This is a genomic window from Nonomuraea sp. NPDC049419, from assembly GCF_040676995.1.
GTDB lineage: Bacteria > Actinomycetota > Actinomycetes > Streptosporangiales > Streptosporangiaceae > Nonomuraea > Nonomuraea salmonea.
Map to the genome: position 1 here is coordinate 336,064 of NZ_JBFAQB010000003.1, position 13,857 is coordinate 349,920.

Consider the following 13,857-nt stretch of genomic DNA (forward strand, 5'->3'; position numbering starts at 1 on the left):
TCAGGCGGGTTCAGGCGGGTTCAGGCTGCGGGGGCGGCGGACGCCTGGTGGTAGACGGCGTGCCAGACCTCGTTGCGGATCCGCCCGAACTCGGGCGAGAGCCGCATCTCCTCGGTCCTCGGGTACGGCAGGCCGACGTCGATGATCTGCTGGATGCGGCCGGGCCGCGCGGCCATGACGATGACCCGCCTGGCCAGATAGACGGCCTCGTCCACGTCGTGGGTGATGAACATGACCGTGCGCTGCTCCCTGCTCCACGTGGCGAGGAGCTGGTCCTGCAGCTGCACCCTGGTCAGCGCGTCGAGCGCGCCGAACGGCTCGTCCATGAGCAGGACCTGCGGGTCCACCGCGTACGCGCGGGCGATCGCGCAGCGCTGCCGCATGCCGCCCGACAGCGCCTTCGGCAGCGCGTCGGCGAAGTCGGACAGGCCCACCAGCTCGATCGCCTGCTCGGCCCGCCGCCTGCGCTCGTCGGCCGGCAGCCCCTTGAGCTTCAGCCCGAACTCGACGTTCTTGCGCACGGTCAGCCACGGGAACAGCGCGTACTGCTGGAAGATCACCCCGCGCTCGGGCCCGGGACCGTCGACCGGCCGGCCGTCCACCAGCACCTCGCCGCCGGTCGGCTCGACCAGCCCGGCCGCCATGCTCATCAGCGTGCTCTTGCCGCACCCCGAAGGGCCGACGACGGTGACGAACTCGCGGTCGGCGATGTCCAGCGAGACGTGGTCGAGCGCGGTGAAGGTGCCGTCCTTCATCGGGTACGTCTTGACGACGTCCCTGAACGAGATCTTGTTGTTCATCGGCGCTCCTGCCAGTTCGTGAGGCGGCGTTCGGCCAGCAGCAGCAGGCGGTCCATCAGCAGGCCGAGCACGCCGATGGTGATCAGGCCCACGAAGATCGTGGACAGGTCGTAGTAGAGCTGGGCCTGCTGCATCCGGAAGCCCAGGCCCTCCTGCGCGGCGATCAGCTCGGCCGCGACCAGCGTGCCCCAGGCCGCGCCCAGCCCGACCCGCATCCCGACCAGGATGAACGGCGTCGAGGCCGGCACCACGACCCGCAGGAAGATCGTCCGGTCGGACGCGCCGAGCACGCGGGCGGCGTTGATCAGCGTCTTGTCCACGTCCACGACGCCCTGGAACGTGGAGACCACGCTCGACAGGAACGCCGCCAGGAAGATGACGAAGATCTTCGGCCGCTCGTCGATGCCCATGAGCACGATGGCCAGCGGGATGATCGCCAGCGGCGGGATCGTCCTGAAGAACTGCACGTACGGCTCCAGCAGGCCGCGCGCGGTGGCGTACCAGCCCATGAGGAAGCCGACGGGGATCGCCAGCAGCGTGCCGAGCAGGAAGCCGATCAGGACGCGGCGCAGGCTGGCCAGGGCGTCGGTCATCAGCGTGCCGTCGCCGATCAGCTCGGCCGCGCGGCCGGCCACCTCCAGCGGGTTCGGCAGGCCCTGCACGCCTATGGTGGCCAGCGCCGTCCAGACGAGCAGGCCGACGACCACGGCGACCAGGTTGAGTACGAGGGCGCGCCGCGAGCGCCTGGGCCCGCGCCGCGCGGCCGGAGCCGCCTGCGCCTTGCCCGTCGCGGTGAGCTGGGTCATGGGTGGTGCCTCGATTGCGTCATGGTGATGTGAGGTCCTCAGAGATCCGGGCCTGCCGGATAGCGGGACAGCAAGGGGGATTCGTGCAGCATCAGGGCGATGCCGCCGAGCGCGCCCGCGACCTCGCCGAGCGTCGCCCTGCGCAGGCTCACCCGGTGCCGCGAGACCGGCATGACATGGTCGTGCAGCGTGCGCTCGATCGGCTCGACCAGCGCCTGGCCGGTCTCGACCAGCTCGCCGCCGACCACGATGACGCTGGGGCCGATCGCATTGCAGACGGCGGCCAGCACCTCGCCGATCCTGCCGCCCACCCGATCCAGCACGTCCAGCGCGCTCCGCTCGCCCGCCCTGACCGCCTTGACCAGCTCGGGCACGTCGGCGGCCCTCCCGCCGGTGGCGCGGTAGGCGTCCAGCACGGCCCTGATGGAGGCGACGGTCTCCAGGCAGCCGGTGCCGCCGCAGTCGCAGCGCGCGCCGCCCGGATCGACCGTGATGTGGCCGAACTCGCCCGACAGCCCGTACGCGCCCCGGTGCAGCGATCCGCCGACCACCAGCCCGCCGCCGACGCCGTGCGACAGCCGCAGATACAGCACGTCCTGCCCGCCTGCCGCCGCCCCCCAGATCGCCTCGCCGAGCGCGGCCAGCCTGGTGTTGTTGTCGAGCAGCACCGGCACGCCGAACCGCTCCCGCAGCAGCACTTGCACGGGGTGCGGCGGGGTCTCGCCGGGGTCCGTGGTGGGGCCTTCGACTTGGGCGCCGACGACGCCGACGCCGATCGCGTCCAGCGCGCCCAGCCGCAGCGCGCCCGAGCCGGTGCCGGTGAGGGAGCCGACGAGCCGTTCGGCCAGCTCGACCCGCTGCTCCCACGGCAGGTCGGCGTCGTGCGGCTCGCTGGCCGAGCCGACGATCTCGTGCGCCAGGTTGACGGCCGCGACGTGCAGGCCGCGCCTGGCGAAGTCGATGCCGATGGCCTGGCCGGCGTCGGGGTTGAGGGTCAGCGTCTCGGCCGGCCTGCCCCGGCCGCGCGGGGTCTCCTGCGCGGACGCGGTGACCACGGCGCCGCTCGCCACCAGCTCGGCGAGGATGTCGTAGAGGGTCGTCCTGGACAGGCCGCAACGCTTGCCCAGCTCGCCCCGGCTCAGGGGGCCGTGCTTGCGCAACAGGCCGAGCACGAGCTCTTCGTGCCCGCGCCGGAGTTGCGAAAGGGGGCCACGGGGTGGTGCCATGCGGAGAGTCTGCCGAGGTCCGTGGTTTTTCGTCAATAACCCGGAAAAAAACGCGCCCGTGCCGCGATGTCTACTGTGACCTGCGATGACGTGCCTGCAAGTGGTTCCGGCGCGCTCGTAACGTTCGCGTAACGGCCGCCGGCGCGCGCCCCCTATCGCCGTGGCCCCGGGCCGCCGGGTGGGCGGCCCGGGGAGGTGGGTCAGGCGGAGTGCTTGACGGCCATTTCGCCTAGTTCGGACCAGTCGTCCTGGGCGATGGTGGTGTTGACGATGCGGGGCGTCTCCGCCAGGTGCGGCGGGAGGGTCTGCTGGGCCTGCTTGAAGTGATCCGACTGGACGTGGGCGGCGCCCGCCTCGTCGTCCCTGAAGGCCTCCACCAGCACGTACTCGTTCGGGTCGTCGAGGCTGCGCGACCAGTCGAACCACAGGCAGCCGGGCTCGGCGCGAGTGGCGGCGGTGAAGTCGCGGGTGATGGCCGGCCAGTCGTCGGCGTGCTCGGGCAGGACGCGGAACTTCGCGGTGATGAAGATCATCGAAACCCCTCGATGTGAATCGTCAGGCGGCGTTACGGCTCGACGATATCGAGGGACTATTGTCTTCATCTCATGTAGGAAATGTTGACTTTGTGGGCGGTGCCTCGTAGCTTCGTACGCATGAGTCAGGCTCCACACCTCAGCCTCAGGAACGTGACGCTGGAGGTCGGCGATCCCGCCGCCCCGGTCACGGTGCTGTCGGACGTCGACCTCGACGTGCCGGGAGGCGAGCTGCTCACGATCGTCGGCCCGAGCGGATGCGGCAAGTCCAGCATGTTCGCGCTGGTCGCCGGGCTCGTCCGGCCGGCCCGCGGGCAGGTGCTCATCGGCGGCGCGTCCGTCACGGGGCCGGCGCTGGAGCGGGGCGTGGTCGTGCAGCAGCACGCGTTGTTCCCGTGGCGCAGCGCGCGGGCCAACGTGGCGTTCGGGCTGGAGGCCGGCGTGGCGTCCAGGAGGGAGCGCGACCGGCGGACACGCGAGCTGCTCGCGCTCGTGGGGCTGGACGGAGCCGCCGACAAGTATCCGTACGAGCTGTCGCCCGCCGACCGGCAGCTCGTCGCGCTCGCCCGCAGCCTCGCCTTCGACCCGGGCGTGTTGCTGCTGGACGAGCCGTTCGCCGGGCTGGACGCGCCGGGCAGGGCCAGGCTGGGCGACGAGCTCGTCCGCGTCTGGCGGGAGACCGGCAAGACCGTGCTGTTCATCACCCATGACCTCGGCGAGGCCGTCCGGCTGGGGCGGCGGGTCGCGGTGATGACGGCGGCGCCCGGCCGGGTCAAGGAGATCGTGGACGCGGGCCCGCCGGGAGTCCTCCCGCCGGGCCGGCCGGCGGCGCGGAGCCGGCGGCACGTATGGAGCCTGCTGCGCGGCGAGGTCGCGGCGGCCAGGGAACGAAAGGTGGCGGCCGCGCATGGCTGACACGGCACGGCTGGACGGGCTGGAGGGCGACGTCCACTGGTACGACCTGCCCGACGACGAGGCTGAGGAGGAGTGGGTGAGCGAACGACGGGTGCCCGGCGGCCGGCTCCGGGTGATCGCGGCGGTGGTGGGCCGATGAGCGTCGTCGCCCTGGTGGGCAACCCGCGCTCCGGGTCCAGGACGCTGACCGTGGCCGTCGAGGCCGCCAAGGCCGTCGGGCAACGACTCGACCGGCTGGGGGCGGCGGACTCGTACGAGGTGATCGACCTGTCGGCGCTCGGCCCGCACCTGCTCAGCCCCGGCGTCTCCACCGGCGTGGAGGTCGCGCTTGAGCTGGTCGCCGAGGCGAGCGTGCTGGTCGTGGCCAGCCCCACCTACAAGGGCACCTACACCGGGCTGCTCAAGGCGTTCCTGGACCGGCTGCCGCCGCAGGCGCTGGCCGGTAAGGCGGCGCTGCCGCTGCTGGTCATGGGCGACGCCCGGCACGCGCTCGCGGTCGAGGTGCACCTGCGGCCGCTGCTGGTGGAGCTGGGCGCGACCGTCCCCACGCCGGGCCTCGCCGTCGTCGAGGCGGACCTGCCCCGGCTGGACGAGGTGCTCACCATCTGGTCGGAACGCGTCGCCCCGCAGATCAACGCCACCCTCTGAACGCCCATGTGACCGCTCCACTTGACGGGCCCACTTGACGGGCCCACTGGACGGCGTCGTCCGGCCCGTCCTGGTGGCGCGCGGGTTGCTGGGCCGGCCTTTATTTCCCGCTTATACGCTGATATTTGCGCCTTTACAAGATCTTGTCAGGGTTCTTGGCCGGTGATTTCCTCTTGCCGAGATGCGCGACGCTGCGCATCCTCAGGCACGCAGGAGGGAAACGTGTCGACCAGGTCCTGGTTACGCAGCTCACTCGTCGTCGTCGCGATGACCGCGGCGACCCTTCCCCTCACCGGAGCGGCACGGGGCGAACCCGCCGCGCAGGCTCCGGAGATCCACGACTTCCAGGCGGAGCTCCACGGCAAACCCGACGTGGACAACCGCCAGGGCCGGGTGCCGCCCCCGGCGTCGGCGGAGCGGCGCGTCGCGGGGTCCGCCGCCGAGGTCCGCTGGAACGCTCTCGGCACCCCTGCCACCATCACCAGCGCGCAGCCGCTGGCGGAGGGACTCGGCGGCGACCCGGAGAAGGCGGCGCGCGACTACCTCAAGGCCGGCGAGCAGCTCTTCGGCCTGTCCGCCGCCTCGATCGACGCGCTGGAGACGGTCGCGGTCAACCCCATCGGTCCCGGGCACGCGGTGCTGCTGCGCCAACGCTTCGGCGACCTGCCCGCCGGGGTGGACGGGCTGGTCGCGATCGGCGTGACGGACGGCCAGGTCAGGCACGTCACGTCGTCGCTGTCGCGCGAGACGGGCACGCCGCCGGCCGCCGCGATCACCGCGCAGCGGGCCATGGAGATCGCGGCCGAGGACGGCGGCATCGACCTCGCCACGGCCGTCACCAAGCAGGCCACGGAGGTGGCGGTGCCCGCGCCCGGCGAGGTGCACAGCGCGTACCAGGTGGTGCTGATCGGCGGCGCGCAGGGCGCGGAGGCGGCGTACACGACGCACGTGGACGCGGTCACCGGCGCGATCCTCACCCGCGAGAACCTCGTCGACCACCACGCCGACCACCACGCCGACCACCACGCCGACCCGGGAAACCCGGAGTGGTCGGTCTTCCCGTCGAACCCGCGTGACGACTACTCCTCCAAGGACACCCGCCAGAAGTGGTGCGCCGCGCCCGGCCCCGGCTGTGACCGGGTGATCGGCGGCGACCCGGCGGCCGGCAAGCCGTGGGACGTCGACCACCTCACGAACGAGCCCACGAACACCAGCGTCGGCAACGCGGCCAGGACGTACGAGAAGCGCGCCAGCGGCGACCCGTTCTCCGTCGGCACCCGCACCAACGTGCTCACACCGACCAGGGACTACCGCTACCCGTGGAAGAACACCTGGCACAAGGCCAAGTGCGACCCGGCCGTGTTCGACCAGCCAGGCGAGGCCGACCTCGAAGCGGCCATCTCCAACCTGCACGTCGCGCACAACCGCATGCACGACTGGTCCTACCGCCTCGGCTTCACCGAGACGGCCTGGAACATGCAGGCGGACAACGGCGGTCGCGGCGGGCTCGGCGGCGACCCCGAGCAGGGCAACGCGCAGGCGGGCGCGCGGGTGCTGTCCGTACGGGACAACGCCAACCAGATCACCGGCCCCGACGGGGTGGCGCCGATCACCAACATGTACCTGTGGCAGCCGATCGCCGGCTCGTTCTACTCGCCGTGCGTGGACGGCGACTACGACATGTCGGTCATCGCCCACGAGTACACGCACGCCATCTCCGGCCGCATGATCGCCGGCCCGAACTCCGGCTGGAGCGGCGCCCAGGCCGGAGCCATGAACGAGAGCACGTCCGACCTGTTCTCCATGGAGTACCTCAACGAGTACGGCTTCCGCCCCGCCGGCCGCACCCCGTACGTCACGGGCGGCTACGTGACCGGCGACAAGGAACGCGGCATCCGCAACTACGACATGTCGAAGTCGCCGCTCAACTACAGCGACGTGGCGTACGACATCGTCGGGGCGCAGGCGCACGCGGACGGCGAGATCTGGTCGGCGACGCAGTTCGACGTGCGGGCGGCCTTCGTCAAGCGGTACGGCGCGGGCACGGCCAAGCAGCAGCAGGCGTGCGCCGACGGTAAGACGCCGGTCGAGAAGTGCCCGGGCAACCGGCGCTGGGCGCAGCTGTCGTTCGACGCGCTGCTGCTGATGGCCTCGGGCGCGGTCAGCTACGTCGACCACCGTGACGCGCTGCTCGCGGCCGACGCGATCCGGTTCGGCGGCAAGAACCAGGACATCATGTGGCGCGCGTTCGCCGAGCACGGCCTGGGCGAGGGCGCGTCCAGCCGCGGCGCGGGCGACGCCGACCCGACGCCGAGCTTCGTCGACCCGAGGGGCGAGAACGGCTCGCTGAAGCTCAAGCCGCTCGGCGAGGCGAAGGGCGCGGTGCTGCGGCTGTACGTGGGCGACTACGAGGCCCGCGCGGTCCCGGTGGCCGACACCGACCCGGCGACCGAGCTCGGCGACACGGTCACGATGACGCCCGGCGTGTACGGCTTCGTCGTCGCGGGCCCCGGCTTCGGTCACCGGCGGCTGACGTACGCGGTCGTGCCCGGCGTCGAGCTGCCGCTCCCGCTGGTCCTGCCGCGCAACCACGCGTCGGCGGCGAGCGGCGCGACGGCCGGCGGCGACGGCGTCAACCAGGACAAGCTCATCGACGAGACCGAGGCCACGAACTGGGCCTCGCTCACCGGCGCGCCGGCCGGCAAGTCGGTGGTGGTGGACCTGGCAGGCGACAAGCCGGTCAAGATCAGCCGGGTGCAGGTCAGCGCCATGCTGCGGCCGAACGTCGGCGACCCGGCCGACCCTGGCGCGCAGAACCGCTTCTCCAGCCTGCGCTCCTTCGAGGTGCTGGCGTGCAGCAGGAACTGCGCCGACCCGGCGAGCTTCAAGAAGATGTACACCAGCCAGAAGAACGCCTTCGACGCCTCGCTGCCACGCCCGCGCGGCGCGAACATGCTGATCAAGTCGTTCGACGTGCGCGACACCAGCGCGACGCACCTGATGCTGCGCGCCCTCACCACCCAGTGCACCGGAAACCCGCTGTACGCCGGTGAGCAGGACAACGACCCGAACTCCGCGACGGACTGCGCCACGGCCAGCCCGCAGCGGGACCAGGTCAGGGCGGCCGAGCTGCAGGCGTTCTCGCACTGACGGGAAAAGGCCCGCGGCCCGGAAGCCGGGCCGCGGGCCTCTACCTTCTAGTAGATGCGGTACTTCTTGCCGCAGTTGTCGAACTTCCCGGCCCAGCAGGTGAAGGTGTAGACCTTCTTGATGCCCCGGCCGCTCCACGTGCCGACGACCTTGCCGTCCCACGCCTTGTTGAACTTCGTCCAGTGACCGTTCTGGTAGACCTCGAACCAGACCCAGCCCTTCTTGCCGCCGCGCCTGTCCACGCCGTACCACTTCGTGTAGACCTTGCCGTGCGACTTCCAGGTCTTGCCGAACGTGTACGCCTTGTGGTCGCTGGAGAAGAACTTGCCCCAGGACGTCCCGGTCGAGTGCGCGGTCTGAGTGGCGGCCTGGGCCGGCGCGCTCATCGCGAGGCCGGTGACGGCCATCGAACCGGCGAGCGCGGCGATCGCAAAGGTCTTACGCATTTCGGGTTCCTCCCCCTGGTCGGTGCTGCCGGGGTGTTTCCGGCAAGAGGGACATTACGGAGGACGCACCGCAACAACTGCGCAGGAATCCACACAACGAACGTGATCGGCGCCACACCCCTCAGCGCTTCACCCGCACCCCATCCGCGGCGAACGGGACGTACCCCTGCTTCGCCGTCCTGGCCTGCACGTCCCCGCACGCGCCGAGCACCACGAAGCGCGCGCTGGCGTAGTCGATGGCGTGCGGGACGACCTGGCCGTTCTCGTCGATGGTCTGGTACTTCGTCCTGTTGACGCCCATCGAGATCTGGCGCTCGCCGTCCTCGCTGGTCGCCGACTCCGTCGCCATGCCGAACACGCTGCCGCTGTGCCCCCAGAACCGGCCGCACGGCAGGTCGTAGGCGTAGATGCCGAGCCCGTAGTCGAGCACCCCGCCGGCCACGACCGGCACCGTCTTCTTCATCTCCGCCAGCTCGGCCGGGCCGATCAGCTCGCCGCGCAGCAGCGCGCGGTAGAAGCGGTTGAGGTCGTCCATCGTGGACGTCAGCGCGCCCGCCGTGGTGACCCACGACATGTCGTACACGCTGTAGTCGCGCGGCGGGTCGATGAGGCCGAGCATCGACTCGTACGCCTTCGAGTGCGGGCCGGGGATGTGCGGCGTGCGCGGGAACGCCGTGTGCCGCAGGCCCGCCTTGCGGATCACGTGACGGGTGATGTAGTCCTCGGCCTTCGTGCCCGTCACCTTCTCCAGCAGCAGGCCGGCCAGCACGTAGTTGGTGTTGGAGTAGACACCGGGGGTGGCGCCGGGCTCGCCCGTCGGCGGGGCGTCGAGGCCGAACTTCGCCGTCTGCAGCCGGGTCAGTTTCCGGAAGCGGTGGTCGTCGAGGCTCTGCGCGGAGTTCTCGTACAGGGAGGGGAACGCCGGGCCGACCAGGTCGGCGATGTGGCTGGTGTGGTTGAGCAGCATCCGTACGGTGATCTTCTGGCCGCGCTCGCCCGGCACGACGTCCGGCAGGTAGCGGCCGATCGGGGCGTCCAGCTCGATCGTGCCGCGGGCGACCTGCTGCAGCACGGCCACCGCGGTGAACGTCTTGGTGATGCTGCCCACCCGGTGCACCATGTCCGGCTTGACCGGGCGGTTCGTCCGCACGTCGGCCACGCCTGCGGCGCCCCGCCAGCTCTTCGCCCCGTCGCGTGCCTCGCCGTACAGGCCGTACATGCCCGCGTCGTGCACGGCGTCGAGCGCCTCGCGCAGCGCCCGCCGATCGAGCCCCTCGCCCGTGGCGGCCTGCGCCGGGCTCGCGGCGAACAGCACACCGAGCGTCGCCGCCACGGCGGCGGCGCGGCGTCCGGCCTTCTTGGCAAACTGTCGCTTCGTCATGCCGCCAGCATGATCGATTGCGCACCGCCCGGGGCAGTCGCCGCTGTCACGACCTCCATATGACAGCCGTCATAAGGGGTACGCTGCAATCCCCCACGGAAGGACGAGAGCGGATGCCCCACGCGGCGAGGCCCACGGTCACGCTGCGCGACGTGGCCGCCGCCGCCGGGGTGTCGGTCGCCACCGCCTCCCGCGTGCTCGCCGGCAGCGCCAGGAAGGTCGCCCCCGAGTACGCGGCCCGCGTCCTCGCCGCCGCCGCCGACCTGCGCTACACCGCCGACGCCGCCGCCAGGGCCATGCGCACGGCGGGCGACTCCATCGCGCTCGTGGCCGACGACCTGACCACGCCGTCGATGGGCATGGTGGTGGCCGCGATGGAGCGGGAGGCCAGCACGGCCGGGGCGTTCGTCACGGTGTCCGCCACCATGGGGGACGCCGCGCGGCAGGCGGAGACCGTGCGCGTGCTGCGGTCGCTGCGGCCCCGGGCGCTCGTCGTCACCTCCAACCGGTTCCTCGCGGGGGCGTCCGACGGCCGGCTGGCCGAGGAGCTGCGGTCGTACGAGCGGGACGGCGGCCGGGCCGTCATCTTCGGCGACACCGACCTGCCCTTCGACACGATCGGCTTCGACAACCACGGCTGCGGGCGGCTCGTGGGGGCGTACGTGGCCGGGCTCGGGCACCGGCGGGTGGCGATTCTCGCCGGGTCGCCCGGCCTGCGCAACCTCGCCGACCGTACGGCGGGGTGCGTCGCCGGGCTGACCGCCGGCGGCGTCCGCGACATCCTCGTCCTGCCCTGCCCGGTCAGCCGGGACGGCGGCTACGCGGCGGCCCGCGACCTGGCCGCCCGTGGCCTGGACGGGCGGCAGGCCGTGCTCGCGGTCAACGACACCATCGCCATCGGCGCCCTGTCCGGCTTCCGGGCCGCCGGCGTGGACGTCCCCGAGGAGGTGTCCGTGACGGGCGTTGACGACGTCCCCCTGGCCCGCGACGTCACCCCGCCCTTGACGACGGTCGCCCTCCCGCTCGCCGAGGCGGGCGCCCAGGCGATCCGCTATGCCCTGACCCCTTCGGACACGGCCCGGCACCTCCGGATGGCGGGCCACCTGATCCCTCGCCAGTCCACCCGTCCGTAAGGTCCTGCCCAGGGATGGGTGCTCTTGACGCTTATGTGACGGGCGGGGCAGACTGCGGAATACGTTTTCCCACGCGGCGCCGCGCGACCTGACCACCGGACGAAGGAACCCATGTCTCGACAGCAGTACCGGGCCGCGATCATCGGCACCGGAGGGATCGCCCATGCCCACGCCAGGGCCGTGCAGAGCTCCGGAGGACGGGCAGAGCTGGTCGCCGTGGCCGACGTGGACGCCGGCCGGGCCCGCGAGTTCGCCGACAAGTACGGAATCCCCCACGCCTACGCCGGCGCCGACCAGCTGCTGCGCGAGCAGGAGCTGGACGTCGCCCACCTGTGCACCCCGCCCCAGCTGCACGCCCCCATCGCAATGGCCTGCCTGGAAGCAGGCGTCACGGCCCTGGTGGAGAAGCCGCCGACGCTCTCGCTGGCCGAGTTCGACGCGCTGATCGAGGCCGAGCAGCGTACCGGCGCCCACGTCGCGACCGTCCTGCAGCACCGCTTCGGCGCCGGAGCGGCCCGCCTGCGCCGCCTGGCCGGGGCGGGCGAGCTGGGCCGCCCGCTGGTGGCCACCAGCCTCACCCAGTGGTACCGGGGCGAGGACTACTACGCGGTCCCGTGGCGCGGCACCTGGGAGTCCGAGGGCGGCGGCCCCACCATGGGGCACGGCATCCACCAGTTCGACCTGCTGCTGTCGGTGCTCGGCCCGTGGACCGAGGTCACCGCCATGGCCGCCCGGCAGGCACGTCCCGTCGAGACCGAGGACGTGTCGATGGCGCTGGTGACGTTCGAGAGCGGCGCCATGGCCACCGTCGTCAACTCGGTGCTGTCGCCGCGCGAGACGTCCGTGCTGCGCTTCGACTACGAGCGCGCCACGATCGAGGTCGAGCACCTGTACGGCTACACCGACGACGACTGGACGGTCACCCCGGCCCCCGCCCATGAGGACGTCAAGTCGCTGTGGGGCGCCGACCGCACCGAGGGATCGAGCGGGCACACCGGCTGGTTCGCGGCCGTGCTCGACGCGCTCGACCAGGGCGAGCAGCCGCCGGTGACCACCACGGAAGCCCGCCGCACGATGGAGTTCATCGCCGCGCTCTACGCCTCCGCCTTCACCGGCGAGCGCGTACGGGCCGGGCAGATCACCGCGGACAGCCCGTTCGCCCGCCGCATGGACGGCACCGGCGCCCCCTGGAGGAACCAGTGACTCTGCAGGCCACCCACACCGTCGGTAAGTCGGTCACCGTCGCCGCGGGCGACGCCGAGCTGTTCACCTACGTCTACCGCCCCGACACGCCGGTGCTGGAGTCGCCCAAGCCGTACCTCCACCCGATCCGTACCCTCGGCGGCGCGCTCGTGTCGCTCTACCGGCCGCACGACCACGTGTGGCACAAGGGCATCGCCTGGTCGCTGCCGCACGTGGGCGAGCACAACTTCTGGGGCGGGCCGACGTTCACCGACGGCCGTTACCGCCAGCTCGACAACAACGGCAGCGCCGTCCACCGCGAGATGACGAACCTCACCGCCGGCGGCGGCCGGGTCGAGATCGGGCACGCGCTCGACTGGACGTCCCAGGCCGGCGCGCCCGTCATCGAGGAGCGGCGCGCGCTCAGCGCGTCCGTCGTGGACGACGGCGCGTGGGCGCTGGTCTTCGAGACCGTCATGACGAACGTGTCAGGCGCCACCCTCGACTTCGGCTCCCCGACCACCAAGGGCCGCGAGAACGCCGGCTACGGCGGCCTGTTCTGGCGCGGGCCCCGCTCGTTCACCGGCGGTCTCATCCAGTCGCCGGCCGGGGCGGGTGGCGACGAGCTGCGCGGCACGCGCGCCGAGTGGTTCGGCTTCCGCGGCCGGCACGACGAGACCGGCGAGCACTCCACGATCGTCATGGTCGACGACACCGCCAACCCGCAGCACCCGCCGCAGTGGTTCGCCCGCACCGAGATGTTCGCGTGCCTGTGCCCCGCGCCGTTCTTCAGCGAGGAGGTGCCGCTGCCCGACGGGCAGAGCCTGAGCTTCCGGTACGCGGTCGTCATCGCCGACGGCGACCGGGGCGAGGACGGCACGGCCAAGCTCGCCGAGCTGGGGAGGGAGGCGCTGCGATGACCGCCGTTCCCGGGGCGTTCCCCGGCGGCACGTCCGTCAGCCGGCTGTCGGTCTACTCGGGCAACGCCTGCGCCGACGGCCTGGAGGGCGGCACGCCGCACCTGCACACGGCCTCGACGGAGGCGTACGTGGTGATCGGCGGGCAGGGCACGCTCCAGACACTCGACGCCGGCGGGCTGCGCGAGACCGAGCTGCTGCCCGGCACCACCGTGTGGTTCACGCCCGGCACCATCCACCGCGCCGTCAACAGGGGCGGGCTCGAGGTGGTGGTCGTCATGTCCAACGCGGGGCTGCCCGAGGCGGGGGACGCGGTCATGACGTTCCCGCCGCACGTCGTCGCCGACCCCGCCCGCTACCGCGCCGCCGCCACCCTGCCCTCCGCCGACGTCGAGGAGGCCGTGCGGCGGCGCAGGGAGCTGGCCGTCGAGGGGTTCCTGCGGCTCGTGGACGGCGGGCCCGGCGCACTGCGCGCCTTCTACGACAGCGCGGTCGCGCTCGTACGTGACCGGGCGGGGGAGTGGCGGGGCATCTGGGAGCGTACGGTCGCCGAGGAGACCCGCCGCACGTCCGCCGTGCTCGACGCCCTCGAACGCGGCGACGGCGGCCACCTGCTGGACGCGGCGCTCATGGAGTCGCCCACGGAGGAGCGGTGGGGCATGTGCGGCCGCCTCCGCGCCCACGACGTCACCCACCCCATCCTCCACCCCCCGACCTGAC

At 72.2% G+C, this 13,857-nt stretch carries 14 protein-coding genes; 8 read left to right on the top strand and 6 right to left on the bottom strand.

Annotation, left to right across the window (positions count from 1 at the left end; all coding sequences use genetic code 11):
• Positions 1-20: 20 nt before the first annotated feature.
• The 4 genes from AB0K12_RS11585 to AB0K12_RS11600 all read right to left on the bottom strand — a co-directional run bounded on the left by AB0K12_RS11585 (position 21) and on the right by AB0K12_RS11600 (position 3,365).
• Positions 21-800, bottom strand: a complete 780-nt coding sequence (locus AB0K12_RS11585) for an ABC transporter ATP-binding protein (protein WP_364558559.1) — start codon at positions 798-800, stop codon at positions 21-23.
• Positions 797-1,606, bottom strand: coding sequence for an ABC transporter permease (locus AB0K12_RS11590; RefSeq protein ID WP_364558561.1), 810 nt, complete (start codon positions 1,604-1,606; stop codon positions 797-799). The genes AB0K12_RS11585 and AB0K12_RS11590 overlap by 4 nt, the downstream gene beginning before the upstream one ends.
• Positions 1,607-1,644: 38 nt before the next feature.
• Positions 1,645-2,832, bottom strand: coding sequence for an ROK family protein (locus AB0K12_RS11595; protein WP_364558564.1), 1,188 nt, complete (start codon positions 2,830-2,832; stop codon positions 1,645-1,647).
• Positions 2,833-3,032: 200 nt separating this feature from the next.
• A complete protein-coding gene (locus tag AB0K12_RS11600) occupies positions 3,033-3,365 on the bottom strand; it encodes a putative quinol monooxygenase (protein WP_364558568.1) in 333 nt (110 codons plus the stop codon).
• A gap of 120 nt (positions 3,366-3,485) precedes the next feature.
• Between AB0K12_RS11600 and AB0K12_RS11605 the strand changes: the two genes are divergently transcribed.
• From AB0K12_RS11605 to AB0K12_RS11620, 4 genes are all read left to right on the top strand, one after another.
• Complete coding sequence (locus tag AB0K12_RS11605; RefSeq protein ID WP_364558571.1) at positions 3,486-4,280, top strand: ABC transporter ATP-binding protein; 795 nt, start codon at positions 3,486-3,488, stop codon at positions 4,278-4,280.
• Complete coding sequence (locus AB0K12_RS11610; protein ID WP_364558574.1) at positions 4,273-4,419, top strand: hypothetical protein; 147 nt, start codon at positions 4,273-4,275, stop codon at positions 4,417-4,419. The genes AB0K12_RS11605 and AB0K12_RS11610 overlap by 8 nt, the downstream gene beginning before the upstream one ends.
• On the top strand, positions 4,416-4,928 hold the full coding sequence (locus AB0K12_RS11615; protein ID WP_364558577.1) for an NAD(P)H-dependent oxidoreductase: 513 nt from the start codon (positions 4,416-4,418) through the stop codon (positions 4,926-4,928). Before AB0K12_RS11610 ends, AB0K12_RS11615 begins: the two co-directional genes overlap by 4 nt.
• 222 nt (positions 4,929-5,150) lie before the next feature.
• Positions 5,151-8,078 carry a M36 family metallopeptidase gene (locus AB0K12_RS11620; RefSeq protein ID WP_364558580.1) on the top strand — a complete coding sequence of 976 codons (2,928 nt, stop codon included), beginning with the start codon at positions 5,151-5,153 and terminating at the stop codon, positions 8,076-8,078.
• A gap of 47 nt (positions 8,079-8,125) precedes the next feature.
• On the opposite strand, the gene AB0K12_RS11625 is transcribed toward AB0K12_RS11620, so the two are convergent.
• Both AB0K12_RS11625 and AB0K12_RS11630 read right to left on the bottom strand, forming a co-directional pair.
• The gene (locus AB0K12_RS11625; protein ID WP_364558583.1) at positions 8,126-8,524 is read right to left on the bottom strand and encodes a hypothetical protein; all 399 of its coding nucleotides are present in this window, start codon (positions 8,522-8,524) and stop codon (positions 8,126-8,128) included.
• 121 nt (positions 8,525-8,645) lie between these two features.
• On the bottom strand, positions 8,646-9,905 hold the full coding sequence (locus AB0K12_RS11630) for a serine hydrolase domain-containing protein (RefSeq protein ID WP_364558586.1): 1,260 nt from the start codon (positions 9,903-9,905) through the stop codon (positions 8,646-8,648).
• A gap of 113 nt (positions 9,906-10,018) precedes the next feature.
• Between AB0K12_RS11630 and AB0K12_RS11635 the strand changes: the two genes are divergently transcribed.
• The 4 genes from AB0K12_RS11635 to AB0K12_RS11650 all read left to right on the top strand — a co-directional run bounded on the left by AB0K12_RS11635 (position 10,019) and on the right by AB0K12_RS11650 (position 13,856).
• The gene (locus tag AB0K12_RS11635) at positions 10,019-11,038 is read left to right on the top strand and encodes a LacI family DNA-binding transcriptional regulator (protein ID WP_364558589.1); all 1,020 of its coding nucleotides are present in this window, start codon (positions 10,019-10,021) and stop codon (positions 11,036-11,038) included.
• 111 nt (positions 11,039-11,149) lie between these two features.
• The gene (locus tag AB0K12_RS11640; RefSeq protein WP_364558591.1) at positions 11,150-12,241 is read left to right on the top strand and encodes a Gfo/Idh/MocA family oxidoreductase; all 1,092 of its coding nucleotides are present in this window, start codon (positions 11,150-11,152) and stop codon (positions 12,239-12,241) included.
• Complete coding sequence (locus tag AB0K12_RS11645) at positions 12,238-13,140, top strand: PmoA family protein (RefSeq protein ID WP_364558593.1); 903 nt, start codon at positions 12,238-12,240, stop codon at positions 13,138-13,140. The genes AB0K12_RS11640 and AB0K12_RS11645 overlap by 4 nt, the downstream gene beginning before the upstream one ends.
• A complete protein-coding gene (locus AB0K12_RS11650) occupies positions 13,137-13,856 on the top strand; it encodes a cupin domain-containing protein (protein WP_364558594.1) in 720 nt (239 codons plus the stop codon). Before AB0K12_RS11645 ends, AB0K12_RS11650 begins: the two co-directional genes overlap by 4 nt.
• Position 13,857: the final 1 nt, after the last annotated feature.